This is a genomic window from Permianibacter aggregans, assembly GCF_009756665.1.
Lineage (GTDB): Bacteria > Pseudomonadota > Gammaproteobacteria > Enterobacterales > Permianibacteraceae > Permianibacter > Permianibacter aggregans.
This window is the reverse complement of record NZ_CP037953.1, coordinates 2,526,019-2,550,900: the sequence shown is the minus strand read 5'-3', so window position 1 is coordinate 2,550,900 and position 24,882 is coordinate 2,526,019. Positions and strand designations below refer to the sequence as shown.

At 54.2% G+C, this 24,882-nt stretch carries 26 protein-coding genes; 12 read left to right on the top strand and 14 right to left on the bottom strand.

Features of this window, described 5'->3' with window-relative positions:
- Window positions 1-73: 73 nt before the first annotated feature.
- The 5 genes from E2H98_RS11275 to E2H98_RS11255 all read left to right on the top strand — a co-directional run bounded on the left by E2H98_RS11275 (window position 74) and on the right by E2H98_RS11255 (window position 4,619).
- Window positions 74-463 (top strand): BlaI/MecI/CopY family transcriptional regulator, encoded by a 390-nt coding sequence (locus tag E2H98_RS11275; protein ID WP_133591099.1) that lies wholly within the window; start codon window positions 74-76, stop codon window positions 461-463.
- Complete coding sequence (locus E2H98_RS11270) at window positions 463-1,854, top strand: M23/M56 family metallopeptidase (protein WP_133591098.1); 1,392 nt, start codon at window positions 463-465, stop codon at window positions 1,852-1,854. The genes E2H98_RS11275 and E2H98_RS11270 overlap by 1 nt, the downstream gene beginning before the upstream one ends.
- A gap of 224 nt (window positions 1,855-2,078) precedes the next feature.
- Window positions 2,079-3,017 carry a polysaccharide deacetylase family protein gene (locus tag E2H98_RS11265; protein WP_157591357.1) on the top strand — a complete coding sequence of 313 codons (939 nt, stop codon included), beginning with the start codon at window positions 2,079-2,081 and terminating at the stop codon, window positions 3,015-3,017.
- 153 nt (window positions 3,018-3,170) lie between these two features.
- Window positions 3,171-3,953, top strand: coding sequence for a TolB family protein (locus tag E2H98_RS11260; RefSeq protein ID WP_162848183.1), 783 nt, complete (start codon window positions 3,171-3,173; stop codon window positions 3,951-3,953).
- A 210-nt stretch (window positions 3,954-4,163) separates the two neighbouring features.
- Window positions 4,164-4,619 (top strand): hypothetical protein, encoded by a 456-nt coding sequence (locus E2H98_RS11255; RefSeq protein WP_133591092.1) that lies wholly within the window; start codon window positions 4,164-4,166, stop codon window positions 4,617-4,619.
- A gap of 295 nt (window positions 4,620-4,914) precedes the next feature.
- Here the strand turns inward: E2H98_RS11255 and E2H98_RS11250 are convergent, their stop codons facing one another.
- From E2H98_RS11250 to E2H98_RS11240, 3 genes are all read right to left on the bottom strand, one after another.
- Window positions 4,915-5,784: a PD-(D/E)XK nuclease domain-containing protein gene (locus E2H98_RS11250; protein WP_133591090.1), complete on the bottom strand. Its 870-nt coding sequence runs from the start codon at window positions 5,782-5,784 to the stop codon at window positions 4,915-4,917.
- Between the two features lie 87 nt (window positions 5,785-5,871).
- On the bottom strand, window positions 5,872-6,531 hold the full coding sequence (locus E2H98_RS11245; protein WP_133591088.1) for a Shedu anti-phage system protein SduA domain-containing protein: 660 nt from the start codon (window positions 6,529-6,531) through the stop codon (window positions 5,872-5,874).
- A 279-nt stretch (window positions 6,532-6,810) separates the two neighbouring features.
- A complete protein-coding gene (locus E2H98_RS11240) occupies window positions 6,811-7,749 on the bottom strand; it encodes a GlxA family transcriptional regulator (protein ID WP_133591086.1) in 939 nt (312 codons plus the stop codon).
- Window positions 7,750-7,878: 129 nt separating this feature from the next.
- On the opposite strand from E2H98_RS11240, the gene E2H98_RS11235 reads away from it, so the two are divergent.
- From E2H98_RS11235 to E2H98_RS11225, 3 genes are read left to right on the top strand one after another with little or no spacing between them, the layout of a single operon-like run.
- A complete protein-coding gene (locus tag E2H98_RS11235) occupies window positions 7,879-8,685 on the top strand; it encodes an SDR family NAD(P)-dependent oxidoreductase (RefSeq protein ID WP_133591084.1) in 807 nt (268 codons plus the stop codon).
- A 49-nt stretch (window positions 8,686-8,734) separates the two neighbouring features.
- Window positions 8,735-8,956: a DUF2798 domain-containing protein gene (locus E2H98_RS11230; protein WP_133591082.1), complete on the top strand. Its 222-nt coding sequence runs from the start codon at window positions 8,735-8,737 to the stop codon at window positions 8,954-8,956.
- 50 nt (window positions 8,957-9,006) lie between these two features.
- Complete coding sequence (locus E2H98_RS11225; protein WP_133591080.1) at window positions 9,007-9,459, top strand: carboxymuconolactone decarboxylase family protein; 453 nt, start codon at window positions 9,007-9,009, stop codon at window positions 9,457-9,459.
- An 85-nt stretch (window positions 9,460-9,544) separates the two neighbouring features.
- Here E2H98_RS11225 and E2H98_RS11220 read toward each other — a convergent pair whose 3' ends face one another.
- The 3 genes from E2H98_RS11220 to E2H98_RS11210 form a co-directional block, all read right to left on the bottom strand.
- Window positions 9,545-10,489, bottom strand: a complete 945-nt coding sequence (locus E2H98_RS11220) for a helix-turn-helix domain-containing protein (protein ID WP_133591078.1) — start codon at window positions 10,487-10,489, stop codon at window positions 9,545-9,547.
- A gap of 593 nt (window positions 10,490-11,082) precedes the next feature.
- Entirely contained in the window at window positions 11,083-11,943 is an 861-nt protein-coding gene (locus E2H98_RS11215; protein ID WP_133591076.1) for a ThiF family adenylyltransferase, read from the bottom strand.
- An 11-nt stretch (window positions 11,944-11,954) separates the two neighbouring features.
- A complete protein-coding gene (locus E2H98_RS11210) occupies window positions 11,955-12,686 on the bottom strand; it encodes a PEP-CTERM/exosortase system-associated acyltransferase (protein ID WP_133591074.1) in 732 nt (243 codons plus the stop codon).
- Between the two features lie 295 nt (window positions 12,687-12,981).
- Here E2H98_RS11210 and E2H98_RS11205 point away from each other — a divergent pair, with 295 nt between their 5' ends.
- Window positions 12,982-13,335 (top strand): hypothetical protein, encoded by a 354-nt coding sequence (locus E2H98_RS11205; RefSeq protein ID WP_133591072.1) that lies wholly within the window; start codon window positions 12,982-12,984, stop codon window positions 13,333-13,335.
- A 416-nt stretch (window positions 13,336-13,751) separates the two neighbouring features.
- Here the strand turns inward: E2H98_RS11205 and E2H98_RS11200 are convergent, their stop codons facing one another.
- From E2H98_RS11200 to rpiA, 5 genes are all read right to left on the bottom strand, one after another.
- Complete coding sequence (locus E2H98_RS11200) at window positions 13,752-16,019, bottom strand: efflux RND transporter permease subunit (protein ID WP_133591070.1); 2,268 nt, start codon at window positions 16,017-16,019, stop codon at window positions 13,752-13,754.
- Entirely contained in the window at window positions 16,016-17,893 is a 1,878-nt protein-coding gene (locus E2H98_RS11195; RefSeq protein ID WP_133591068.1) for a DUF1302 family protein, read from the bottom strand. Before E2H98_RS11195 ends, E2H98_RS11200 begins: the two co-directional genes overlap by 4 nt.
- Window positions 17,894-18,685, bottom strand: coding sequence for an outer membrane lipoprotein-sorting protein (locus tag E2H98_RS11190; protein ID WP_133591066.1), 792 nt, complete (start codon window positions 18,683-18,685; stop codon window positions 17,894-17,896). It abuts the gene before it with no gap.
- A gap of 212 nt (window positions 18,686-18,897) precedes the next feature.
- Window positions 18,898-19,449: a GNAT family N-acetyltransferase gene (locus tag E2H98_RS11185; RefSeq protein ID WP_133591064.1), complete on the bottom strand. Its 552-nt coding sequence runs from the start codon at window positions 19,447-19,449 to the stop codon at window positions 18,898-18,900.
- 7 nt (window positions 19,450-19,456) lie between these two features.
- On the bottom strand, window positions 19,457-20,110 hold the full coding sequence (rpiA, locus tag E2H98_RS11180) for a ribose-5-phosphate isomerase RpiA (protein WP_133591062.1): 654 nt from the start codon (window positions 20,108-20,110) through the stop codon (window positions 19,457-19,459).
- 189 nt (window positions 20,111-20,299) lie between these two features.
- Here rpiA and fusA point away from each other — a divergent pair, with 189 nt between their 5' ends.
- Both fusA and E2H98_RS11170 read left to right on the top strand, forming a co-directional pair.
- Window positions 20,300-22,348 carry an elongation factor G gene (fusA, locus tag E2H98_RS11175; protein WP_133591060.1) on the top strand — a complete coding sequence of 683 codons (2,049 nt, stop codon included), beginning with the start codon at window positions 20,300-20,302 and terminating at the stop codon, window positions 22,346-22,348.
- A gap of 65 nt (window positions 22,349-22,413) precedes the next feature.
- Entirely contained in the window at window positions 22,414-23,184 is a 771-nt protein-coding gene (locus E2H98_RS11170; protein WP_133591058.1) for a hypothetical protein, read from the top strand.
- Between the two features lie 67 nt (window positions 23,185-23,251).
- On the opposite strand, the gene E2H98_RS11165 is transcribed toward E2H98_RS11170, so the two are convergent.
- Entirely contained in the window at window positions 23,252-23,500 is a 249-nt protein-coding gene (locus tag E2H98_RS11165) for a CDGSH iron-sulfur domain-containing protein (protein ID WP_133591056.1), read from the bottom strand.
- Between the two features lie 108 nt (window positions 23,501-23,608).
- On the opposite strand from E2H98_RS11165, the gene E2H98_RS11160 reads away from it, so the two are divergent.
- Window positions 23,609-23,863, top strand: coding sequence for a YdcH family protein (locus E2H98_RS11160; protein ID WP_133591054.1), 255 nt, complete (start codon window positions 23,609-23,611; stop codon window positions 23,861-23,863).
- A gap of 87 nt (window positions 23,864-23,950) precedes the next feature.
- Here E2H98_RS11160 and E2H98_RS11155 read toward each other — a convergent pair whose 3' ends face one another.
- Together E2H98_RS11155 and E2H98_RS11150 are read right to left on the bottom strand one after the other, a co-directional pair.
- A complete protein-coding gene (locus tag E2H98_RS11155; RefSeq protein ID WP_133591052.1) occupies window positions 23,951-24,595 on the bottom strand; it encodes a hypothetical protein in 645 nt (214 codons plus the stop codon).
- Window positions 24,596-24,613: 18 nt separating this feature from the next.
- The gene (locus E2H98_RS11150; protein ID WP_133591051.1) at window positions 24,614-24,868 is read right to left on the bottom strand and encodes a hypothetical protein; all 255 of its coding nucleotides are present in this window, start codon (window positions 24,866-24,868) and stop codon (window positions 24,614-24,616) included.
- Window positions 24,869-24,882 lie beyond the last annotated feature (14 nt).

The following is a 24,882-nucleotide window of genomic DNA, read 5'->3' as shown; positions in this document are numbered from 1 at the left end:
TGAAAATTAATTGTTTACACCAGCCGCCATCATGCTACATTTGTAGCACATTGATTACCCCAGTAGCCAAAACATGTCCATCGACGCCTCCGGCCCGGAACTCGAAATCCTGAAATTGCTATGGCAACACCGCCGCTTGAGCGCCCGTGAGATTCACCAGCACATCGAGCAATCGCGCGACTGGGCTTATTCCACGACCCGCACCGTGCTGGAACGCATGGTCAAGAAAGAGCAACTACATAAAGAAACCGTGCACGGGTTGATTGTCTACACCCCTGCTGTGGAAAAAGTGCCGACGCTGGTGGCGATGATTACGGAGTTCACCAGTCGGGTACTGGGCATTCGACCGAGTGCCGCGATACCGATGTTCGCTGAAAGCGAATTGCTGGATAAAGATGAGCTGAAAGAAATTGAAGCGCTGCTGGAAGCTGACAAGAAACGCGGCAAAAAGGAGCGCAAGTAATGCTGAGTCAGTTTGTCATCGCGTGCCTGCTGGCCATGCTGCTCTCGGTTCCGCTTTTGATGCTATCGCGCTGGTTACGCACACGCTTAGCGCCTGACGATGCGCTTCGATTGCAGCGACTGTTATTCAGCGGCATCGCGCTTTCCACACTGAGCGCACCGTTGCTGCACGGCCTCTGGACCAGCATCGGTGAATCGGTTGCGCCGGTCGCGGTGGCGGTTTCGACGCTGCGATTTGATTTGCTACAGCCCGTGCTGATCGAACCTATCAACCATGCCCACACGCTCAGCATTGGCTCGCTGTTGTTCTCGTTGTGGTTGATTGGCGCCGTGCTCATTATCGCTTTGCTGGTTCTCGGCCAACACCATTTTCGCCAACTCGCCGTGCTCGGCGAAAACGTGCTCCGTGCCGATTTGCCTGTCCATGTTCCGGCACGCGTGCGCGTTGTGCGTTCGGTCGCTTGTCACTCAGCTTTCGTTTGCGGCATTTGGCGGCCAACTATCGTGCTGCCCATTGGCCTTTTTGCCGGCAATGAATCTACCCACCACAACGAACCGTTAGCCGCTGTGCTGCGTCACGAACTCGCCCACCTGGAAAACCACGACACCGCATGGTTACCTCTCTGTCGTTTTTTATTGGCCTTGTGCTGGCCGGTGCTGCCGCTGTGGTTTTTCTATCGCGACATTCTGCTGCAATCGGAACTCGCAGCCGATGCCCATGCCCTGCAAAACGCCGACGCCAACGAGCGCCGTCGTTACGCGCGGCATCTTGTTAACGCCATGCAACAACCATGTGACTCAGCGCCGGGCATGCCGGCGTTCGCCCTCAGAAAATCCGGGAGTATCAAAATGCGCATTCGAAACATTCTTGACCACAAGACGGCGGCCAGCAAAAGCCGAAAGCTGATCGCCGCTGCGGCACTCTCGTTCGTGCTACCACTGGCTGGCCTGCAAACCGTTCTGGCAGCTAGCGGCAAAGAAGTCGCGTTCATCTCGCCACTGCTGGAAGGCACGCTGACCTCAACCTTCGGTGATCGCCGCAATCCGTTCAATGGCAAAACCGTGCACCACAATGGCGTCGATATCAAAGCACCGATTGGCACCGCGATTCTCGCGCCAGCAAAAGGCGAAGTGGTGTTTGCCGGCAAGAAGAACGATAACTACGGCATCGTCGTCGAAATTCAGCATTTGGGTGGCTTCCGCACCGTGTACGCGCACCTGCAATCCACGCACTTGAAAGTCGGTGAAGGCGTAGCGGAAGGCGCCGAGATTGGCCGCGTTGGCGTTAGCGGCAAAAGCACCGGCCCACATGTGCATGTCGAAGTCTATCGCCGCGACCAACGCGTAGACCCATTGCAGTACCTGCCATTGGCAACTTTAGCAGCCCGCTGAGCCCTGCCAATGCAGTTGCTCCGAAGCTCAATACAAAGGCCGATAGCGGGATTGCGTTTGTAGCCCCTCGCCCCTTGTGGGACAAGTTATTCTGGAAATCGCTTGGACGGCGAAGCCGCCCGAAGGGTGAGCACCAAGGATGGTGCGAATCAATGGGGTTTGGGGAGAGGGGGCCACGTCGTACGGAAATCATTCTCAAACATCCACTTCGTAGGGAACGTTTTATGAAGCACGCATTACTGACGCTCTGCCTGCTGCTGGCAACCAGCGCCGCCGCAGCAGACAAACAAATCGCCATCACCATTGACGATCTGCCCGTCATCAGCGCCACACCGCTTACTTTGGCGGAAAAGCAACACGTGACAACGCAACTACTCAATGCCATGAAAAAACATGGCGTTCGCGCCGTCGGTTTCGTCAATGAAGATAAACTGCTGGAGAAAAACCAGCTTGATGCCAATGTCGCCTTGCTCGAAGCCTGGCTCGCCAACGATATGGAACTCGCCAACCACACCTTCGGCCATCTCGGCATGCACAAAAGCAGCGTCGAACAGATGAAGGCGGCGGTGATAAAAGGTGAAACTATTTCACGTTGGTTATCGGAGCGAGCCGGCAAGCCTTATCGTTATTTTCGTCATCCATTCACTCAAACCGGCAACTCAGTGGAAGAGCAACACGCTTTCGAAAGCTTTCTCGCCGAACACGGCTATTCGGTAGCGCCCTACACCATTGAGCACAACGATTATTTGTTTTCCTGCCTGAACGATCATCTGCTCGCGGGCAAGGATATCGGAGTCAGCCGTGAAACCATGTTGAAAGAATACTTGGCTCACTTGGACAACGCCGTAGAGGCGTTCGAAACCATGAGCCAGGAATTATTCGGCCGGCAAATTCCGCAAGTGTTTCTGATCCACGCCAATCGCCTCAATGGCGAAATGCTCGATGCCACGCTGCAACGACTGAAGGAACACGGCTACCGCTTCATCCCTTACGACCAGGCACTCGAAGATCCAGCCTACGCGATCAAAGCCGGGCCAAGCAAAAAGTTTGGCCCTTCGTGGCTGATGCGCTGGGCCAAAACGATGAACAAAAAGCTCAGCGTCTACGGCCAACCCGATCCGGCCGAGCCGCTGATGAAAGCGTTCAATACTCACTGCAGTTGATGCGCATTTGAAACGAAGGGTGTTCATATGAACCCAAAGGCTTGCTTGCTATTGCTGCCATGCTGGATAGCACTCAGTTCCTGCGCTAACGCTGACAGTTCATCAGACTCCGTGAACTGGGCGGAGCGCATTGCAAAATTAAACGGCAAACCTTTGGACGAGAACAACTCCAATAACACCCCACAGCGTTTTGCCGCTGGCACAATCTCCAAACCCGACAGCTTCGAATACGGCAGCACGTTCTCACCCGATGGCACGCTGTTCTTCTTCGGCGTCGATCTCGGTCATCGCGCCGAAATCCATGTTGCGCGCTTTGAAAATGATGCCTGGTTGGAGAGCGAGGTATTCCTGAGCCACGAAACCATCAGCCACAACGACCCGATGTTCTCACCAGATGGCAAGCGGCTTTACTTCATCACCGACCAACACGCTGAAAACAGCTTTGATATCGGCTACGTCGAGAAAACCCAAAATGGCTGGTCGCCAGTAAAAATCGCCACCGGCATCTCAACACCCGCCACCGAGTATTTCTACTCCGAAAGCCGAGCCGGCGAACAGTTCTTTGCCCGCAACGTATCCAAGCCCGACGAAAAGCCCAACTTTGATATTTACTTTCGTAATGCGTCAACGCCAAACGAAGGCTCGCGACTGACGAGCAGCGTCAACAGCCAATACTACGAAGGCGACCCGTTTATCTCTGCTGACGGCAATACGTTGATATTCGTTTCCAATCGCCCCGGCGGCGCCGGTAAAGGCGACCTTTACGTCAGTGTTCGCTCCACTGACGGCCACTGGCAACCGGCAACCCATCTAGGCGCGGATATCAATTCCAAAGGCCACGAGATAACCCCGTATCTGACACCGGATGGAAAAGCGCTGATATTCTCCCGTGATGGAGATCTTTATTGGGTTTCTGCTTCGTCTATCGGGCAATGAAGAAAGGTCTCGGATAGGTTGGTGCTGAGCATGCGAAGCCCAACGTCGTTACTACATGCCGCCACTTATGGAGTCATCGAGGAATAATATCGATTGTATGGTGCGTCACGACGCACCTTTGCATTTCGAGGGATTTTCGAAATGGCGGGTCATGACCCGCCCTACGCTTGCTGACTGCATGTTTCGTTTTTTTTTCACGCGGAGGAGTTTGTGAGAAAGTTATTCATCATCTTTATTATTGCGGTACTGACCGGGTGCAATGTCCAATACGTCGACGTGAATCTACCTGTTGCAAGTGCTGAGAAATTCTATGGTGCATTAAAAGTCGGGGATATCGCGACAGCATTGGTTCAATTTTCTCCTGAGTTTAGGCGTCAAGTCGAGAACTGGCCTCAGCTTCTCGGGGGGCTGCAGGAGAAATATGGCTATGTCACGCAAATTGAGATTCAGAGTTCTAGCCTTGTCGCGAAAAATAGAGATCCTTGTTACATCCTCAGCTACGCTGTAAAGCGTGGAGAATTGAAGTCGAATGAAGTTCTGCTTTTATGCTCAAGCGGCGATACCTCGCCTTGGCTCATTCATGGCCACAAACTTACCCGTTTAGACACACAGCAATCCGTGTCTGCTGGTACTCTCCCAGATGAGGTTAGCATTCAAACGCCCTAGCAACAGGTCATGCACGAATAGATTCCGACAAGACGACTCACGGCTTAGAAGATTCGGTGCAATTCATTGCCCCCTACGCGTGCTGGCGAAGCTGATTCATGCGTACGATTACGCCTTCGGCGAATCGCACCTACGAGTTCTGAGCTCGCGAAGCCCAACGTCGTTACTACATGCCGCCACTTATGGAGTCATCGAGGAATAATATCGATTGTATGGTGCGTCATGACGCACATATTTATTGCAAGGGATTACCAGTGGCTCATCGCCTGCCCTACGCATACCAAAAGGATTACGGTCATAGGAAAAACGTTTTCACGACTACCTCGCCATCATTCAGTTTGCGCTGACCATCTAGATCGTTCTTTAATCCTTGCGAGTTCGTTATCAAATGATCTGGATCGTAGATAACGCACCATAGAGTTTTACAGTTTGGATGTTTACGGTAGTGCTCAATGTCAATGATAAGCTCATCGCCAATACGTTTTGCGTGACTGCGGTCGCGGACAATCTTTGTCTCTATAACCAACTCATGAGCAGGCAACAAAAAATCCATTCGCGTACTTGACCCGGCATGACTAGGCGTAAACTCTTCAGGTCTAATGTCATTGATCCAAGGACGCAAGAGGGCATGTAAAAGGTCCTGAACGTCGTATTCATTCGTAAAACACAGGGATTGAGCCCCTTTGCGACGGTGCGTAAGTGGATGCATTGCACGACGTAAACCTCGCACAACGATTTCTAGTAGTTCCTCAACTTCTGCGGGTTTAACAGGTTGTGGTGCGATAGTTGTGCACTCGTATGAAGGCCCATCTTCCGGAATCGTACCCTGTGGAAGTACCCTTCCGAAGCGGAAGTAGCGAAGACCATTCTCTTCTAGTACCGCTTCAATACGGGCGCGCTTTGCTCGCCATTCTGATAGGTATTCCGAATCTTCGGGCGGCAAATCCATAAATTCTTCAAGAACGTTTCCTAGTACAGCGAGGCTATCTACATTCGGGTCTTGGCCTGACCTGAATAACCACGATTTCCACTTTGATCCGTGCGAGAGCTGAGGAGGTTCTCCAGGAGCCCCCGCAGCAATAAAGAGGTCATCCAGCGCTCCGTGAGAGCCCGTTGTTGCCAACACATCGCCAACTACGGCGCAAAGAGATTTGGAAAGTCTCATCGAGCGGTGCTCTCCATGACGTTAAACATGAAAGTATGTAACCAGCGCGATGTTTCGCCTAGGCCTGCTCAATTACAGAGGAATATTTCATTCGTTTAATTTCTGCTCCGGGATCTTCCTTAGCGCCACTAAGCGGCCTTCAAGTGATTGGAGGAGATAGTCGAATGAATGAATTTCAATATTCAAATTTTGAACCAGTTGTCTTCTTCTTGCGTTTGTTTCCGGATCAATTGCTGCTCGGCGGCCGATAAGGATTAACCCTTTTAGGTTTGCGTCGATATCAGTGAGGCCCAAGCCGCCCTCTGTGCGTGGACGTGACGCATATGACTGGTTGGATTTCAACCATGCGCGCCAGTCTGTGATTTGACGGATTGCGTGATTGAGGTGTTGGGATGGATCACCGTTTTTGTTGAACATTGGACGAAGCGGGCTTTCCAATTCCACCGCCTGCCAATCAAAGCCGAACGAGTGTTTCTCGGCGATCAGAAAGTCTGTAACGTATTCGGCCCCCAACTTCTGCTTTGGAAGAACCCATCGTCCGTGACCACCACCAAGGTGCTGGATCAAGAAGTGAGGGTTCAACTGAAGGAACTGCTGAATATCTTCTTCTCGTGTTGCGTCATCCAAGGCGCCCGCTAATGCTGCAAGATCATCCGGAGTGGCACGGTCCCACCAAGTAAAGAAGTCGCTTAGAGGATCCTTTCGACGAAGTTCTTCTATGGCTTCGCTACTAGATATAGGGTGCATGAAACATCCTTTGAAAAATATCGCTAATTCATTCCCTTAAGGTTCTCATCCCACTTAAGGGGTGCCAAAATCCGGTGAAGATGAGTCTCTGATTTCGTTCAAGGCCAAAGGAAAAATTTAGACTGAAATCAGAAACTGCAGACTACAAGTACGTCAAACCTAAGCGGCTTTGGCGAGTCCGGCAAGTGTTGTTTATCTGCCAATGATGATTGGCTTTGGCCGCGCGCACCTAACCTATTGAGCTCCGTTAGAGAATATTACCGCAAACTTTACCGCTCTTCACATCTGAACCCGCGCGTTCCGCCGCACCGCCTGCGGCGGCTGCCCAAACACTCTTAAAAACGCCCTACGCATCCGCTCCGGATCGGCAAACCCCGTTTCGTTGGCCACCACTTCAATCGAATGACGGCTTTGTTCAATCATCAGCCGTGCTGCTTCCACACGCAAACGCTCAACAGCTTTGGCCGGTGATTGCCCGGTTTCGGCGCGAAAGGCGCGGCTGAATTGGCGCGGGCTTAGGCTGGCGGCGTCGGCGAGTTCTTCTACCGAAAGTGGAGCGCGCAAATTGCCGCGCGCATAGGCGAGCGCTTTTTGAATGCGATCGGACTTGGCATCCATTTCCAGCAGCTCGGAGTGCTGCGATTGGCCGCCGGCGCGGCGATGGTAGATAACCAAACCTTGCGCAACGCGGCGCGCCAGCTCGGCACCGAAATCTTTTTCCAGCATGGCCAGGGCCAAATCGATACCGGCGCTCATGCCGGCCGAGGTCCAGACCGAACCATCAATAATAAAAATTCGATCATCCTCGACTTGCAGGTTCGGAAAGCGGCTGGCCAGTTCGCGTGCATAGAACCAGTGGGTGGTGACGCGCCGGCCATCAAGCAAACCGGCTTCGGCCAGGGTAAAGGCACCGGTGCAGATGGCCGCGATGCGTCGGCAGTCGCGTGCGGCATTTTGCAGGTAGCTTTGCATGGCTGGTGTGGATGGCAGCGGTTGCGCCGCGTTGGTGACGATAACGGTATCGAAGGCGGTGTTGCCTATCGCTCGGGTGACCACGACCGTGCCCACGGCCCCCTTTAGTTCGCCGCCTTGCTCGGAGAGCACCTGCACACGGTAAAGCTCTTCGCCGGCTTTCAGGTTGGCCATTTCGAATACCGACAAGGCGGCGAGGCTCATCGTTGAGAAGCTGGGCGTTAGCACAAAACCGATGGTGAGCATGGTGGCCTCCCGAATGCCCCGCATGTTTTGAATGTCCGAAATCGAGGTATATACGACATTTGAGACGTAAGCAAGCGGCGTAATCTCTCCCCTATCGGCACTTTGGCCGACCCCGATGGAGACCTCGCCATGAACACTCAACAGCATTTAGGTACCGCCCTGATCACCGGCGCCTCTTCCGGCATCGGTGCCGTTTACGCCGACCGCCTGGCCCGTGAGGGTTACGACCTGATTCTGGTTGCCCGCCGCGGCGACCGGCTGCGCACGCTGGCGCAAGCCCTGACCACGCGTTGGGGCCGCTCGGTGGAAACCGTGACCGCCGACTTAACCCAAGCTGCCGATCTCGCCAAGGTGGAACAGGTGCTGAAAACCGACGCCAGCATCACGATGCTGGTCAATAACGCCGGTGTCGCCGCCACGACGCCACTGCTGCAATCCGACGTCGCTTACATGGAACAAATGATGATGCTGAATGTGAACGCCGCGACGCGTTTGGCGCTGGCCGCCGCACCGGCATTTGTTGCACGCCGCCACGGCACGATTATCAATATTGCTTCGATTGTGGCGCTGGCGCCGGAATTGTTGAACGGTGTTTACGCCGGCAGCAAAGCGTTTGTGCTGGCCTTTTCGCAATCGTTGCAAAACGAACTGGCCGGCAAAGGTGTGCACGTGCAAGCGGTGTTACCCGGTGCGACTGATACTGAATTGTGGCAAGCGCCTGGCACCAAACCGGAACACTTACCGCCAAGCAGCATTGTGATGACCGCTGAAGACATGGTCGATGCCGCGCTCGCCGGTTTGCAGCAAGGCGAAACGGTGACCATTCCATCACTGCCAAATGTTGCGGACTGGCAGGCATTCGAACAGGCCCGCACAGCACTGCGCCCGAACTTGTCCGCCAGCAAACCAGCAGCGCGTTACGGCGTGGGTCACTGAAACACCATTGATATCGAACAGCACGCAAGTAAACCGATTGGAGTTCTTTATGAATACGCAACTCAAACGCCGCATCACCTTTGCACTGATGATGGGCGTGGTGACCACTGGCATAATTTCGTTTGTGTTGATTGCGCTGAATCTCGGATTCAATACGCAGTTTGTTTTGACGTGGCTGCGCTCGTGGAGCGTTGCTTACGTGCTGGTGATTCCGGCAATTTTACTGATTGGGCCACGACTGCAAGCGCAGATTGATCGACGGATTCAGTAGAATGCCGTGTCAGGAATTCTGTTAATTCAAATCACCACTGGAGACATCACATGTCTGAACGGATCAGTCTGGACAAATTTTCACCGGCGATGTATCGCACCATGGCCGAGCTTGACCGACACGCGGGCGAAGCGGTGGAAAAAGCCGGTATCTCAGAAGCTTTTTCGCATTTGCTGCGCTTGCGTGCCTCGCAAATCAACCAATGTGCGTTCTGCGTGCGCTTGCACACACGCGACGCATTAACCAGCGGTGAATCCAGCGACCGCATCAGTGTGCTACCCGCTTGGAGAGAAACCGGTTACTTCTCGGAGAAAGAACAAGCGGCACTGGAACTGGTGGAAGCGATTACCCTGATTGCCGACGGCCAAGTTCCGGATAGCGTTTACCAACAGGCTGCAGCCACACTTTCCAGCGACCAAATTGCCGCCATCGAATGGCTGGCCATTGTGATCAACGCCTGGAATCGGATTGCGATTGCCAGCCGTTATCCGGTTATACCATAGACACGAATATCGACTGGTAGAGTGCGTCATGACGCACTTTTTTATAATCGGCAGAAGCATGGCGGGTCATGACCCGCCTTACCATTCAACAGCCGCTGGCCATCATCGCTGTTCTTCTTGCCGGTACCCAATCTATTGCTGGTATGGCATTTTCCTGTTCAATCGCGGTGCGCCGGAATTCACTTGGCGTGCATTTTTTCAGTTGCATGAAGCGGCGATTGAAGTTGGATAAATCGTTGAAACCGCATTGACTCGCTACGGTGGAAATCGGTTTGCGGCTGGTCAGCAACAACTCGCAAGCACGACCTATGCGCATGCTGGTGACCCATTCGGTAAAGGTTTTTTCGGTGCGCTGTTTGATGAAGCGGTGAAAATGATTGGTGCTCATGTGCGCGTGTTTGGCGAGTTGTTCGGCGCGCAGCTCTTCAGTGTAGTGCTCTTGAATATACGCGAGCAGCTTCTCCAGGCGCTCGTCAGAAAGTTCGTGGCTGGCACGGCGCAAGTGTTGGGCGCTGGCCAACACGCGGGCGCCTTGATCCGATTTGAGTAAGTGCAGAACGCGAATCAAACCGGCGAATTGGGCGACGGCATCGGCGTTTGCCATCAACACAAACTCTTCATGCACTTGGCGGGCAATGTGCGCGCTGAAATGCAAGCCTTGGCGCGCTTGTGAAAACAGCGATTGCAGGCACTGGAATTCGGCAATGGAGTCGAGCAAGGCTTCCAACCAACAACTCGGCAGTTGCGCGTTGTAGCTTAGCGGTGCGGAAGCAAACGCTGTCGCCTGCCCGCTCCAGCCGTGCGGCAAGTGCGGGCCGATCAGCACCAGATCGAAATCGCTGTAATGCTCGACGCTGTCACCGACATAGCGACGCCCTTCACTATGCCGCAGCAAACTGATTTCGTAGGCGGCGTGATAGTGCAGCGGTGTCGCCATTTGCTGATAGCTCTGGCACTGGAAATGCCAGGACGCACGTGGTCCGGTCAGCACCGGACGAAACAGGGCTCGCTGACACAAGCGTGTATTCATGTTGCGCCGCCTTGATGCCCACACAGGCAAATGGCAAGAGGCAAAATCAAGTTAAAGGATGTCATCGTCAATGCTCCAGTACCGGTGTCATGAATCACCGATGCTCGCCGCATATTTTCAGCCGCGAACGCCGTCACGCCGTGTGGTTAACGGCAGTGCTAATTCGGAAAAACAACGGTGTGCAAGCGTAAATGCACTTTCCCGTGCATATCTTCATTCGCATCGGACAACGTGACGACGAACACTGGACGCGAAATCATCCCTGTATGTTTTGTTCAAAAGCAGCGGAACGTTGGCGGTACCCCTCCAGCCTTCGTTACGACTTTTTTGTGAATCCTGTTCATGTACTGCCGATTACGTTTTTGTGAAAAATGGCAGCGCTGTCATTTTTTAGCGCAGCGCTTGGACAATTGCAAGCCTGTTACCGGCAAGTTGTGGCCGGTTCGACAGGATTGGTATGAACAAAGTGGTTTTCAGGCCGCACCAATGCTCAATTTGCTGCGAAGCAGCACGGCGCTGAAGTTTTTTAACAGGGATTGGGGTGACATGTTTTTTTAGGCGCTGACAAGCGCCCTGAGCGGAGAATCCCCGCGCTACTCCAGATTCAACTGCCGGCGAATCAGCGCCATCAGAATGCGTTGAATCGGGTTTTTGTTGCCGAACGGTCGCCAGGTTTTTTTCAATTTTTGTTGGTAGGCATCGAAATGCAAACCCCAAGGCGCGGCGACGACATCGCCACGATTGAGCAACACTTTCAACACTTGCACGCCCATCAAGCCGGCGCACAACTCGCACGCCATCGCTACTGACGGGCCGCGTTTTTCCGCGAAGTTAACCGCCTCAGGCACTTTCAAATAGGAGCGTTGCATCATCGCCGGGCTCAAACCGGCGATCAGGCGAATCAGTTTTTCGCTGTCGCTGCGGCCATGCCAATCGAAGTAGGTATCGAAATCCATTTTTCCCGGAATGAAAGCGAGAAAGGCGGTGCCCATGCCGAGCGGCGCTGCCGTTAACGCCGGAATTTTTTTCTCGTAACAGGCACGGAAGACTTTCTCGCGCGCTTTCAGCGCAAAGAAATCCAGACTATCGACATACAAATCGACACCGTCGAGGAAGGCATCGAGATTGTCATCGTTAACGCCTTGATCAAACACTTTCAGCGACAAATCCGGATTGATGTCGCGCGCCATTGCCGCCAGCGTTTCGGCTTTGTCTTTGCCGAGGGTGCTGAGCATCGCGCCGGCCTGGCGATTGAAGTTGTGTACTTCAAATTGATCGAAGTCGGCGATATGAAAAGCACCGATGCCCAGGCGAGTCAGCGTCAACAGGTGGCTGCCGCCAACGCCACCCAAACCGGCAATGGCCAGGCGTTTTTTCTGCAGTGTTTGTTGTTCTTCGTTGGTCACCCAACCGATATTGCGCGAGAACGCCGCCCGGTAATCAAACGCCGTCATACCGCCTCCATTTATGGTTTTTTGATCTCGTGTTGCCGGTACAAATCCTTGAACTCTTCCATCAGTTTTTTCGCATCGGGTGGCAGATGCTGATAAACCAAATCCTGGGTGATCATGAAGGGGCCGCGCTGGCCGTGATAGTCGATGACTTCGCCCACTTGTTTAAACACGATACCGCAGGCACGCAGCAGTCGGCACAAGCGCGGTTCCATCATCACGTAAACGCGTGACAAGCCAAGATAGATTGCCAGCGCCGTTGAACCCAGGAATAAACCGGTGGCAACCAATGGATACTGCCGTGGCGCATCGTCGTGCAAACCGCCACTGGTTACGCCTATCGGTGTTTGGCTTTCACCATTACGACGGCGGAAATGACTGTGCACCGCCAACCGTGAAATTTCGCCGAACTGATCATGGTTGAGTTCGCGAGGATGCCATTCGGAATGATCGAGTCGCTCGCCGCAGGCATACTCGAACGGCAAGCGGTAGTTTTCGCTGGGGTTCAGAATCAGGCGAAAGCAACCGGCTGATAAACCAGTGGGTTTGTGCACCAGCAGGCAATGCAGGGCATGTTTATCGACTTCGTCTTTTTCCAGGCCATCGGGAAAAGCCGACGCGTCTTCAAAGCCCAGCTCTTCGCAGTACACCTGATAACGCAGCCGGAAAATCCGATCACAGATTTCTTCGGTAGTGCCTGGGATCAAATCGAAATAGCGATGAAAATGCTGACCAAGGTGTTCCATGTTGATGGCGTTTCCTTGCACGATCGCGGTGCGGCTTCCATTTATCGCCCACAAGGTAGCATGTTTGTGCTCTGCCGCAATGGCTGTTTGCGATAAAGTTGACGGCGGCCATTTACTCAGCAGCCATCGGTAGCGGGTAACGCGATCATCAAATCGTCATCAGCAAAACATAGCGTATCTATTCGTGACCGTACAAAACCCGCGAAGATATTCGGCTTTTCGGCGATTGATGAACTGTTCTACAATCGGCGCTGGCGGAAGTTATACCCATTAGTGCTAAGTTTGGATGCTTTAGATGTCAGAACAACATAAATCTCGACGTCGCCACCATAGGGACTGGAAAAAGCGCTTTTACGTCACGGCCGGTGCGCTGCTGACGGTTAATGTCGTGTTGTTGTTCCTGTTGGCGCAATCGTATCTGCAACCCTTGCAGGCCTTTGAGACGACCAAGCAGGACGCGCAGCTGATGGCCGAGTTACTCGGTGGCCAGTACCAGGAAGACGAGCTGATGGAAGCGCTGATGGAGCGCTACCCGGACCGCAAGCTGCGCTGGCAAAATCATCAGTTATCGGTCGGCGGCGTCAGTTTCTATCGCGATGGGAAAGGCAAGATTGTTCGCGTGGAGCATTGGTCAAAACCAGGGAATTAGTTGGCGCTTGCCTGTTGGTTTTGTCGCGTCAACCGCCGCTTGATTTTCTTGACCCCCTCTCCCCGGCCCTCTCCCACGAGGGGAGAGGGAGTGGGCAGCATGTTTTTTTAGCACAGGGCCCGGTTGTTAAGGCCGTTGCAATGATGGCTCTCGTTGGAAGACATTCATTTTGAGTTGAAACATTACCGCCTCGCCCATTTTTTTTCGAAGATATCCACAACCCTGGCCGGTCATTTCATCGTCTGAATGGAATGTTTTCTGGAAGCCATTCTGCAAACGATTTGCCGAATCATTCAGGATGAACAGGCTTTACTCCTTCTCCCCTCGTGGGAGAGGAGGCTGCGAGCGAAGACTCGCTCGTCGGTGTTGCTCGCCAGCCAGATAACCGAACTTTCAGGTTTATCATTGCTCGCGCTTCACGCCGCGCTGCCTATCAGCAAGCGCCGCGTGACACGATTGCGGGACATCAGCGTTAGCAGCGCCGGCAGCAACAACAGATCGAAAACGGCCGCCGCCAACAAGCCCAATGCCGTCATCAAACCGAAGTAGCGAGTCGGCACGAAATCCGAACTGAGCAGCAACAGGAACTGTGTCGAGATGATCAGTGTATTGATGGTACAAGCTTTGCCGCTTTCGGCCATGCAGTGCAGAATCGCACTGGCATGTGCGCGACCGTGCGTCAGTTGCTCTCGATAATTTTCGACAAAGTGAATGGTGTCATCGACGGCAACACCAAGCGCGACACCGGCAATCAATGCGGTTGCCATATCGAGCGGAATGCCGGTCGCCCCCATGATGGCGAACACAAAAAATATCGGAGCCATGTTTGGCAACATTGCCATGATCGAGATTGGAATCGAGCGCCACATCAAGACAAAGAAAATAAAGATCATGCCGAGCGAGGCGTACAGGCCATCGACCTGACCTTGCACCAGCAAACGTTCCTGATCGGTGAACAAGCGTGCTTCAGAAGCAAACTCCACACTCAAATTCGGGTTGGGGTGTTCCGCCAGCCATTGCTCGAAACGCTGCATGACGGCGCGGATGTCGCTGGTGCTGTGTGTCGTTAACGCCAAGGAAAGTCGGGCGACATTGAAATCACGATTGACCAGATCATAAATATCTTTGCCGTCGTAAATCAGCATGTACTGCGCGATCAATTGTCGATTGTCTGGAATGCTGCGCCGTTCGGTCTCCGTTTCCTGAAAGGCCCAGTGCATTTCTTTCAGGATATCGACCATCGACAAGTGGTAATTGACTTCCGGTTGGCTGGCGGCAAACGCCTGAAAGTCGGCGATGTATTGCAGCGCGGCTGGCTCTTTCAGATCATCGCGATTCGGCGCCGTGAAAATAACATCGAGCGGCATGACGCCGGACAGCTTTTCTTCGACCTTGTGGGTGACTTCGTTGATCGGATGGTCGTCTTCGAAGAAATGGTAGATGTTGGTTTCAGTTTTGACTTTCATCACCAGCGGCACACAGAGTGCGATGATCACGATGGTAGACAAGGTAATCGCCAGTGCATGACGGCAAGCAAATTTTGCCCCCCGTATTGTCATCACTTTCAAGGCGACGGTGTTTGGTGGCTCTTTCGGCCAGGGTTTGTGATCGAAGCGAGCCAACACCGGCGGCAATAGGTAATTTACCGTGACGAACAACACCAAAGTTGCCACGGCACCGGCAATGCCAAACCATTCGACCGGTTGTATCGTGCTGACGGCCAGTGATGATAAACCACCAGCGGTGGTCAGCGCGGCGAACAAACTTGGTTTGAACACATGCTCGGCAGCGGCGCGTACGCGTTGCTCAGGAGTCAGTGCCGTGCGCGACAGCCATTGCAAGCGGCCAAAAAAATGCACCATGAACGCCAGACTGATCGCCGACATGAATGGCGGCAGAATGGCCGCCACCAGGGTGAACGGCTGACCGGCAATGACCAACACCGCCAACGCCGCCTGCGCGGCGGTGCTCATCACCGCCGCGACGGCCAGCATCGCTACCCAACGCCGGAACAACCACCAGATCAAAATCAAACCGGTGATCACGGTGGCCGGCACAAAGCGCAGGTTATCGCGCAACATTGAGCGGAACTGTTCAACATCGACAGCGATTTGTCCGGCGGTGCCGGTCAACGCCTGTTCAAGCTGATGCTTTTCGACCAGTGATCGCATGTCCTGAACAAACTGCAAACGGGCTGGCGAATCCGGCATGCGCACCGGCCGGATGATCATCGCCAGCGCCTGGCCTTCACGGCCGACCACAAAACCCGGCGCAAACGGATCGGCCATGGTTTCCTGACGCCAGGCGGCCGCCGGTTGCTCCTTTTCGACGTCGATCAGTTCGCGCACTTGAAAGCCGTCGACGGTGCGCTCGATTCTCTCAAATTTGGTTAAGCGGTTGATGCGTTCAACGCGCTCATCGCGCAACATTTCCTGCGCCAATAGCTCAAAGCGGTGGAGAAATTGCGCGTCGAAAACTTCCGGCGGCTCGAACAGGAACACCAGCACCTGCCAGTCGGGAAAGCTTTGTCGCAATTCGTTTTGCAGTTGTACCGACGGCGCCGATTCCGGCAGATAAATTTCCGGCGAATTATTGATTTGCAGGCGCACCAGCAAGGCGCCAGGGATCAGAAATAACAGCGCCATCAAGGCCAGAGCCCACTTCCACGGCAGCAAGCGGATCAATAGCGTGTCCTCCAGCCGAGCACGAACATATCGTGTTCATTGTGATAGTCGCCGGGCGTGCCTTCGTCGCCTTCAAAAATATGCACGCCAATATAAAACTCGTCGGGCTCAACTCGAATATAAGCGAGCTCCGGATTCAAATAGTAATCGGTGCCTTCTTCGGACCAGGTGCTCAAAAACCGCGTGCGTAAGCGCCAGGCTTCGCGCGCGAACAACCATTCGAATTCGCCGGAGATATACGCCGTTTGTTCGCGGTCGAGTATCGGTTCATCAGGCTCCAGATGAGTAAAGCCCGCTTGCATGCTCAAGCGATTGTTGGCGTCACCAGGGAACATTTCCATGCCGAAACCGATTTGTGCTGATGGCGCATACACGACACGCAAATCCGGTGTCGTGACCGGCACATCGGAAAGATAGGCCACTTCCGCACGCCAAGTGGTATCGCCCCAAACGGTAGCGAAATCCAGTGACACGACATCGGTAAACGGATGAATCGCTTGGAAAGTTGGTGAGGCCGTAACGGTCGGTGCAATATTTGGCGGTGTGCCGGTCAGCAGCGCCAGCCGTACATCAGGATTCAGTTCAAAATACGGCAGCGAATGGCGCACATGCTGCACCGAGAAACCAAAATCCCAACCGCGACCCTGATGGGAAACACGCAAGCCGCCACCGCCATGATCGTCCTCAATATCCGTTTCAAATGTTGAGTTCTGCACCAGCGCAGCCAGCAGCGGATCGTTTGGCAAACCGATGATACGGCCAGTTACTGAATCAATCGGAAACCAGATGCTGTCCGGTTCCGGCAATTCAGCGGCGCGGAACAATGGCAAGCCGATCACATCCACTTTCCAGCGATCGAACCAGCCTTCGTAACGCAGCAGCGGCGTCGCGCGATAGCGACGCGTCAGATCATCAAGTGTATAGCGCGTCAGATCTTGTGTGGCGAGCACATTGCCCGGCGCCAGCTCATCGAGCACGCCCCAGTTGATGACTTGCGCACCAACGGTGTACTTGTGATCGCCAGCGCGATAGCGCAAAAAACTTTCGCCGTAATCCACTTCAGCTTCGCGCACAGCGCGTTCTGGCGCTTGCCTTACCGCGTCAACGCGCAAACCAATACGGCCGTCGAAGCCGCTTTCGGAAACAAACCGGTAGCCCATCGAAATCAGACCGTAATGACTGCTGTCGACCAGGCCACCAGTTTTGGCGTCGAGAAAGCCGAACTCGGCGCGGAAATCATCGACCTCAAAACCTTGGTTACGCAGTGACGGATCTTTGTCTTGCTGTACCAACAAGGTGTCGTAATCGGTTTGTTTGCCGAACGTCAGCACACTGTCATCGCCGAACGTGAAACTTTCGACTTCCGGTTGCTCAGGCGCTGGTTTTGGTGCATCCGGTGCTTCGACAATCGCTTCCGGCATGCCTTCGAGCCGGGTTTCCTGTACGAAATACTGATAGCTTTTCCAGCGTATAGGGCGGACGCGAATATTGCGATGGCCGAGCAAATCGAGCCGCTGACGAACGTCGGCGACTTGTTCTCGGGTCGGCACAATATCGACCTGAATGACATAGCCAAGCGATTCCGGTTTGGGAATGACCCAGGCCTGAAAGCCTTCACGTTGCAAACGCATGGCGGCCCATTCAGCGGCGATATAAAGCTGATAGTACGGCAATTGCACGGCGAAACCGTCACGCGTAACCGGTTCACGAAAGACGGTGATTTGCCGGCCTTCGGCGCGCAGGTTCTCGGCTGTCTGCATCGCGTCGTTGTAGCGATCAAAACGGCCGTGATCGATCAGCTCACTGGCCGTTGCCGAATTGACCAGCGCGAAGCTGGTCAGCAACAGTGAAAGCGTGAGTGCAAGGGTGCGCATTTAGGGGGTGTAGAAGCTGGCTTCTTGCAACGGATCTTCGAGCACGTTGACCGTGAACATCTGCTCCGGCAAGCCGATGTCGTAGCGCACCGTGTCGGCCAATATGCGCGTGCTGTGACCGCTTTTCAGATCGGTAACGGCCAGTTCCATGACCGTCCAATAGTTTTGAATTTTTTGCAGCTTGCGCACTTCCAGCCGCTTGATCGGTTTGTCGCCACCGGCATAGACCTCGGCACGCAAGGCCACCAAGGTTTGCGGATGCACCCAGCTGACGCGCTTGCTGTATTCCGATGAGGATTTGTCTTTCGGAATGCTTTGCAGCACCTTGCACATCTGGCCTTCGATGGCTTCTTCACCAATGATCAGATGTTCATCGACCTCGACTTTGCGGTCGCGCAAATCTTCGTAAATCAAATCGGAACCGACAAAGTTGCCGCCACGCCGTTCCGAGGGAATGCGCCGGGCTTTACGCACCGCTGGCAGGTAGACCCATTGATCAGTTTCGCCGCTGGCGTGATCGAGCGTCAGCAAACCGGTGTCGGCAATATCGGCCGGGTCGGTGAAGCGAATCAGCGTCCATTGTGCGTTCTCACTCGGCTCCAGCTGATAGGTGTGCATCTTGCGCACTCGTGGTGCCCGGCCCGGTTCCAGCAGCACCATGCTGCCCTGGGTGAAACTGTCTTTGCCGGTTGGACGGTCGCGCACCTGTTGTGCCAACGCGTTGCCAGCGGCATCGGCAGCAATTTGCGCGGAGAAACACAGGGCGAATAATGGAAAAAGAAGGCGATTCATGCTTCATCCTTGTCTGTGAGCGAAAAAAACAGGCGCTCAGATTGCCAACCTTGGCCTGAACCGGGCGTGAAACCCTTGTGTGGACTGCTCTGAATCGGACTATCGGCGCGTCGATTTGCGCATTTCGTCACGCTTGAGCAATTGCCAACAGGGCTCCAAACTGATTCGACACCGCCAACGGTGTTTTGGCGCGAGTATAGCAATTCTCGCTGCTACGGGTGTTCCGGTTCCGCTGCCGATGTGGCCGGCCAGCGGTACAAGGCGTCGTCGCACCATTCGCCTTTGTAAAAACCGGCCCTTTCGATAACCCTCTCGCGGATAAAACCGAGACGCTCCAGCAGGCGCTGTGAAGGCGTGTTGCGCAGATCGGTATAGGCCAGCAGCGAGCGAATGCCAAGCTGCTTGCCCAGTTGCTCACGCAGCCCGGTCAATGCTTCGGTCATGTAACCCTTGCCTTGCAAGGCGAATGGCAACGTAAAACCCAGCTCGACTTCATCGGCGGCCAGAAAATGCACGGCGCAATCGCCAAGCATCCGATCCGATGCACGCTCAGCGATGGCGATTTGATACCAGCTACCGAGCTGGCCGAATGGCAGCGCTTTCTGCTGCTGCCAGAAGTTCTGCACCTGGGCATCATCGAACGTGTCCCAGCTTTGGTAGCGGCACAGCGCCTTGTCGCAGCGATAGGCCGCGAACACCGGCAAATCGCTTTCGCGAAATGGCCGCAGCCGCAGGCGTTCGGTCAGCAGTTCGGGAAAATCCATTTCCGCCTTACAACGTATCGATACGGTCCGGACGGGCAATCAACACCCGGTCGGCTGGACGCAGCGCAAATAAACCATTGGTGACGACACCAGGCAGATTGTTGATTTTCTGCTCCAGCGCTTTCGCGTCGGTGATATCCAGATGCCAGACGTCGAGAATGACATTGCCGTTATCGGTGGTGACGCCTTCGCGATAGACCGGATCGCCGCCGAGCTTGACCAGTTCGCGCGCCACCAGTGAGCGCGCCATCGGAATCACTTCGACCGGCAACGGAAACTTGCCAAGCTGCGGCACCAGCTTGCTCTGATCGACAATGCAGACGAATTGCTGCGCCGCGGCGGCGCAAATTTTCTCGCGAGTCAGTGCCGCACCACCGCCTTTGATCAACTGGCGTTTGGCATCGGTTTCATCGGCGCCATCGACATAAAGCGGAATGGTGCCGGCCTGATTCAAGTCGATCACTTCATAGCCATGATCGCGCAGGCGCTGTTCGGTGGCTTTCGAGCTGCTGACGCAGGCTTTCAGCCGTATGCCTTTCTCGGCCAGCAAATCGATAAAACAATTGGTCGTGCTGCCGGTGCCGACCCCGAGGATGGTGTCTTCTTCGACATAGGCCAGCGCGGCCAGCGCGGCTTGGCGTTTCAAATCATTGGCATTCATGGCATGGGAATCATCGGAGACAAAGTGCCGCTATTGTAGCCGCAATCGTCGAACGAACCGAATCGTACGTACCTACCTCAAATTCAGAGCCGCTGGTGGTCCGCCGACCCGAGAAGCTGAATTGGCCTATACTCGTTTATCGCTCGGGGTTGGGCCGTACCCGCATTCCAGAATATTGGGAGGACAGGTATGGCCGGCAAACCCATTTCGGAAATCCGCAATATCGCGTTCATCGGCAACGCGGCCAGCGGCAAAACCACCCTCGTTGAGCAATTGTTGCTACGTACCGGCGCCATCAATAACGCTGGTACTGTCGAGCAGGGCAACACCGTCTGCGACTTCGACCCGATGGAGAAAGCCTCCGGCCATTCGCTGGAACCGGCGCTCTGTCACACCACCTACAACGATATCGAACTGCATATCGTTGATACCCCAGGATACCCGGAACTGCATGGCCGCAGCCTCAGTGTGCTGACGGCAGTGGAATCGGCGTTCATTGTGGTTGCCGCCAATGCCGGGCTCGATACCGCTACCGAGCGCCTGTATCAGGCAGCGCGCGATCGCGGCCTCGATTGCTTTCTGGTGATCAACAAAATCGACGGTCATGCCGAGCAATTGCCGGCCTTGCTGCACAGCATTGAGCAGCGGCTCGGCAAACACTGTTTGCCGATCAATCTGCCGGCGTATGGCGGCGAGCAAGTCATCGACTGCTATTTCGCGCCGAAAAAAGTCGCGACCGATGTGGGTGATGTCGATGCCGCGCATGAAGCGATCATCGACCAGATTGTCGAGCTCGACGAAGCGCTGATGTCGCGCTATCTGGAACAAGGCGAAACGCTGACACCGGAGCAATTGCACGATGCCTTTGAGCAAGCGCTGCGCGAAGGCCATTGTGTGCCAGTGTTGTTCACCAGCGCTCGCACCGGCGCCGGGCTCGACGAAATGTTAACGATTTTCGCGGAGTTGGCTCCGAACCCCATTGAGGCCAACCCGCCGTTATTCCTGAAAGGCGAAGGCGCTCAAGCCAAGCCGATAACGGTGCTCCCGGACAAAGACAAACATGCGCTTGCGCATGTTTTTCATGTCAGCATCGACCCGTACGTCGGCCGCATTGCCTGGTTGCGCGTACATCAGGGCGTGTTCAGCACTGGTCAGTCGCTGTTTATCGGCGATGCCCGCAAACCATTCAAACTGGCCCATTTGCTCGATGTGCAAGGCAAACAAACCACCGAGATTCCGCAGGCAATGCCTGGCGATATAGTCGCCATCAGCAAAGTCGATGACTTAAGTTACAACGCGGTCGTGCACGACTCGCACGAGGAAGATCATCATCACTTGCAACCGATGCCACTGCCGTCGGCACAGCACGGTTTGGCATTGACGCCGTTGAAGCATGGCGATGAAGCGCGGCTGTCCGATGCGCTGCATAAAATCACTGCGGAAGATCCCAGCCTGCGGCTCGAACACCGGCGTCAACAAAACGAAACCGTGCTGCACGGCATTGGCGAATTCCACTTGAAAATCGCGCTGGAAAAAATGCAGCAACGCTTCAATGCCGAATTTCACACTCACACGCCATCGGTGGCCTATCGGGAAACCATTACCGCCCATGCCGAAGGCCATGCCCGGCACAAAAAACAAACCGGTGGTGCCGGCCAGTTTGGTGAAGTGTATTTGCGCGTTGAACCCTTGCCACGCGGTAGTGGTTTTGAGTTTGTCGACAAGGTCGTTGGCGGCGCCATTCCATTCCAATTTCTACCGGCCGTAGAAAAAGGCGTGCGCGAAATTTGTGAAACCGGCGCCATTGCCGGTTATCCATTGCAGGATTTGCGGGTTATTGTTTATGACGGCAAACATCACTCAGTCGACTCGAAAGAAGTAGCGTTTATCGCTGCCGGCAAGAAGGCAATGCTGGATGCCATCGATAAAGCGAAACCGGTGATACTGGAACCGATAGCCAGCTTGAGCATTGACATCGAAGGCCAGAAACTCGGCGACATCACTAGCGAACTCAGCTCACATCGCGGCATGATCACCGGCACTGACAGCAATGGTGCCGAGCGCAGTAAAGTGTTTGCAAAACTACCGATGGGAGAATTGCCGACGTTTCAGCTCAGGCTGAAATCCCTGAGTGGTGGTGACGGTTCGCTGGAGCTTCAATTCAGCCACTACGACACCGTGCCGCCCCATCTTCAACAGGAACTGCAGAAACGCTATCAGCGTGGCGAGGAGGATTAATCGCATTTGATCTGAGTGGTACCCGTCGCGCTCCTTTCCCCCCTCAATCATCGAAGGAGCCGAACATGAAATGTCCATTATTCCTGAGTGCTATTTTGGCTGTGGCGTTGCCGCTAGCATCACTCAGCGTTGCCGCCGAGAAAGATAGTGACGCTAATCTCTCCGAAATATGGGTAATGAAAATCGAGCGTGGAAAAGCGCTCGCCTTTGAAACGGCGTTCAAGCTGCACTTGGATAATCGCAAAGAAAGTGGCGATCCGCGCGCATGGCAAACTTGGACGGCCGTCACCGGCGATGAACTACGTCATTACTATGTCCGTTATTGTTGCTTCGCATGGGACGAACTGGATCGCTACGAACAGTGGGTAACCGAATCAAAGATCATGGACGATTGGCGCGCCAATGTTGATCAATTGGTCAAGGGTTATGAGCATCATTTCGCCCGCGTGGATATGGCCAACAGCCACTGGCCCGAAGGCGAGCATGAATTTGCCATGGTCGGTATCTCGCACTATGTTCCGAAGATGGGCAGCCACCAGTCACTGGAACGAACCAAGAAGACGTTGAGCGATGCAGCGAAAGCAATGAAATGGCCTTACTACTGGGCTTGGGATTCAACCGTCAATGGCAAACCAGGACTATCCCTGGTGGTGCCGTACAAGAACTATGCGGGTATGGCTTCGTCTGAGCAATCGTTCAGTGAAATGCTGGCCAAGCATCTTGGCTCGGAAAAGAAGGCCACCACATTGCTCAACGATTGGATGAATAATTTCGAAGCCGTGCACTACGAGATCTATCGCTGGCGCAAAGATATGTCGATGCCGATGAAAGAGTGAAGGTTGTCGGCGAGGACTGAAACTGAAACGGCCCTGCTGGGCCGTTTCAGTTTCACCACCATTGGAGTCAGCAACCGCCAAGTCGATGATGCGAGCTGTCGCAGAAAGGCTGGTCTTTGCTGTGCTTGCAGCCACAGAAATACAGCACCTCGTTTTCTTCCGCCGTGTAGAGCAATGGCTCGAACGGGCCGCCTTTATGTGAGCCGTCGCAGAACGGTTGATTTTTGCTGTTGCCGCAGGCACACCAGTAATAGTTTTTACCTTTGACGACAGTTACCGGATAAGGCCCGCGTTTTGCTATGGTCGGATCTGGCATGAAAGCGTACTCCTTGATAGGTAATCAGTCTAAACGTTTGCCCCGCAAGCTCACGCATTTTACCTACGATTAGATGGTGACGGGGCAGTATTAGAGGAGGACGCCGCCATGTCGTATGTAGACGATCATAATTTGTTCAACGAATTTCCCGAACACACCGACCGTATTGAATATTTGTGGAAACAAGACGCTGATTTCGCCACCATTGCTGAAGAATATCACTCCCTCGATAAACGCATTCGCGGCCTGCAAATGTCTGGCATTCCCACTTCCGATTACTATTTTGAAGAGTTGAAAAAACGCCGCTGCCTTTTGAAAGATCAGCTTTATCACAAGATAGCGTTACCCTATTCCGCGCGTTGATTCATAAAGTCGATCCGCGCTCCACCGATCCACGGTCATGGACGTCGCCGACGGTAACTTTCCCGCATGCCGTCGGCGTCTTGGCGTTCACAATTGGGCACGTTGGTCAACACGCCATTGCAACCGCGCATAGGCGAGATACCAGACGCTCAATAGCGTGCCTATCCACCACTCGAAACGATTTTCCCATACATCGGAATCGATGCTCAGCTTTATCGCCAGATGCGCAAGCCCGAGTAGATAAATGAGCCAGGTCAGCGTTTTCAGCACCGTTAACGCCTGATCTCGAATGCCAGACTGCAACCACAGCCGCAAGCTCATCAGTTGCGCGACCAGCGTGCCGCCAAAGAACACGAAAATGCCGATGCGACGCATGAACGTATACAAACGACCATCGGTTCCCAGTGTCCAAACATAAACGATCAAAGCCAGCAGCGCGATATAAGCCAACCAGCGTACCCGTGTTTGCGCGGCCGCGGCGATATTCGGTACACGCCAATCGCGCCAGAAATAAAACAGCGCAATCGCCGCAATGCTCATCAACAGCCGGAAATAGCCAATCGATTCGTTTTGGCGCACCGCTCTGCTGATCGACACACAGCCATCAATGAATAGCTGACAATCCGGCAAACGTTGGTGCGCGACGCTGATGCTGGATGCCAGAATCACCGCGATAATCGGCAACGCACCGCTGACCAGCGCAATCAGGAATCGGCGCTGGGCTTCGGACATGTTTTGCTCCTCAGAAAATCAGTGGTGGCGCAAATCCGTTTCGATTTTGCGCAGGTATTGGCTGTCGAGCAGCCAGGCGAGCGGAAAAATCCACAAGGTCAGCGCGTACCATTCACCGGGAATATCGCGCAGGTAATCGGCAATCAAAAAGGCCGTCAGGATCAATACACCAACCATTGCGGTGACCAGGCGACGTTTACGCACCCGGATGCGGGTCGCCAGCAATTTTTCCCGGCCGCTCGGTTTGTTTGCCGGTTTATTTTTCTTCGACATGATGCGGTTTCCTG

What these genes read in the sequence shown, in the direction of transcription:
- E2H98_RS11275 (WP_133591099.1), top strand. Translation starts at nt 74, where the DNA reads ATGTCCATCGACGCCTCCGGCCCGGAACTCGAAATCCTGAAATTGCTA.
- E2H98_RS11270 (WP_133591098.1), top strand. Translation starts at nt 463, where the DNA reads ATGCTGAGTCAGTTTGTCATCGCGTGCCTGCTGGCCATGCTGCTCTCG.
- E2H98_RS11265 (WP_157591357.1), top strand. Translation starts at nt 2,079, where the DNA reads ATGAAGCACGCATTACTGACGCTCTGCCTGCTGCTGGCAACCAGCGCC.
- E2H98_RS11250 (WP_133591090.1), bottom strand. Translation starts at nt 5,784, where the DNA reads ATGAGACTTTCCAAATCTCTTTGCGCCGTAGTTGGCGATGTGTTGGCA.
- E2H98_RS11245 (WP_133591088.1), bottom strand. Translation starts at nt 6,531, where the DNA reads ATGCACCCTATATCTAGTAGCGAAGCCATAGAAGAACTTCGTCGAAAG.
- E2H98_RS11240 (WP_133591086.1), bottom strand. Translation starts at nt 7,749, where the DNA reads ATGCTCACCATCGGTTTTGTGCTAACGCCCAGCTTCTCAACGATGAGC.
- E2H98_RS11235 (WP_133591084.1), top strand. Translation starts at nt 7,879, where the DNA reads ATGAACACTCAACAGCATTTAGGTACCGCCCTGATCACCGGCGCCTCT.
- E2H98_RS11230 (WP_133591082.1), top strand. Translation starts at nt 8,735, where the DNA reads ATGAATACGCAACTCAAACGCCGCATCACCTTTGCACTGATGATGGGC.
- E2H98_RS11225 (WP_133591080.1), top strand. Translation starts at nt 9,007, where the DNA reads ATGTCTGAACGGATCAGTCTGGACAAATTTTCACCGGCGATGTATCGC.
- E2H98_RS11220 (WP_133591078.1), bottom strand. Translation starts at nt 10,489, where the DNA reads ATGAATACACGCTTGTGTCAGCGAGCCCTGTTTCGTCCGGTGCTGACC.
- E2H98_RS11215 (WP_133591076.1), bottom strand. Translation starts at nt 11,943, where the DNA reads ATGACGGCGTTTGATTACCGGGCGGCGTTCTCGCGCAATATCGGTTGG.
- E2H98_RS11210 (WP_133591074.1), bottom strand. Translation starts at nt 12,686, where the DNA reads ATGGAACACCTTGGTCAGCATTTTCATCGCTATTTCGATTTGATCCCA.
- E2H98_RS11205 (WP_133591072.1), top strand. Translation starts at nt 12,982, where the DNA reads ATGTCAGAACAACATAAATCTCGACGTCGCCACCATAGGGACTGGAAA.
- E2H98_RS11195 (WP_133591068.1), bottom strand. Translation starts at nt 17,893, where the DNA reads ATGCGCACCCTTGCACTCACGCTTTCACTGTTGCTGACCAGCTTCGCG.
- E2H98_RS11190 (WP_133591066.1), bottom strand. Translation starts at nt 18,685, where the DNA reads ATGAATCGCCTTCTTTTTCCATTATTCGCCCTGTGTTTCTCCGCGCAA.
- E2H98_RS11185 (WP_133591064.1), bottom strand. Translation starts at nt 19,449, where the DNA reads ATGGATTTTCCCGAACTGCTGACCGAACGCCTGCGGCTGCGGCCATTT.
- rpiA (WP_133591062.1), bottom strand. Translation starts at nt 20,110, where the DNA reads ATGAATGCCAATGATTTGAAACGCCAAGCCGCGCTGGCCGCGCTGGCC.
- fusA (WP_133591060.1), top strand. Translation starts at nt 20,300, where the DNA reads ATGGCCGGCAAACCCATTTCGGAAATCCGCAATATCGCGTTCATCGGC.
- E2H98_RS11170 (WP_133591058.1), top strand. Translation starts at nt 22,414, where the DNA reads ATGAAATGTCCATTATTCCTGAGTGCTATTTTGGCTGTGGCGTTGCCG.
- E2H98_RS11165 (WP_133591056.1), bottom strand. Translation starts at nt 23,500, where the DNA reads ATGCCAGATCCGACCATAGCAAAACGCGGGCCTTATCCGGTAACTGTC.
- E2H98_RS11160 (WP_133591054.1), top strand. Translation starts at nt 23,609, where the DNA reads ATGTCGTATGTAGACGATCATAATTTGTTCAACGAATTTCCCGAACAC.
- E2H98_RS11155 (WP_133591052.1), bottom strand. Translation starts at nt 24,595, where the DNA reads ATGTCCGAAGCCCAGCGCCGATTCCTGATTGCGCTGGTCAGCGGTGCG.
- E2H98_RS11150 (WP_133591051.1), bottom strand. Translation starts at nt 24,868, where the DNA reads ATGTCGAAGAAAAATAAACCGGCAAACAAACCGAGCGGCCGGGAAAAA.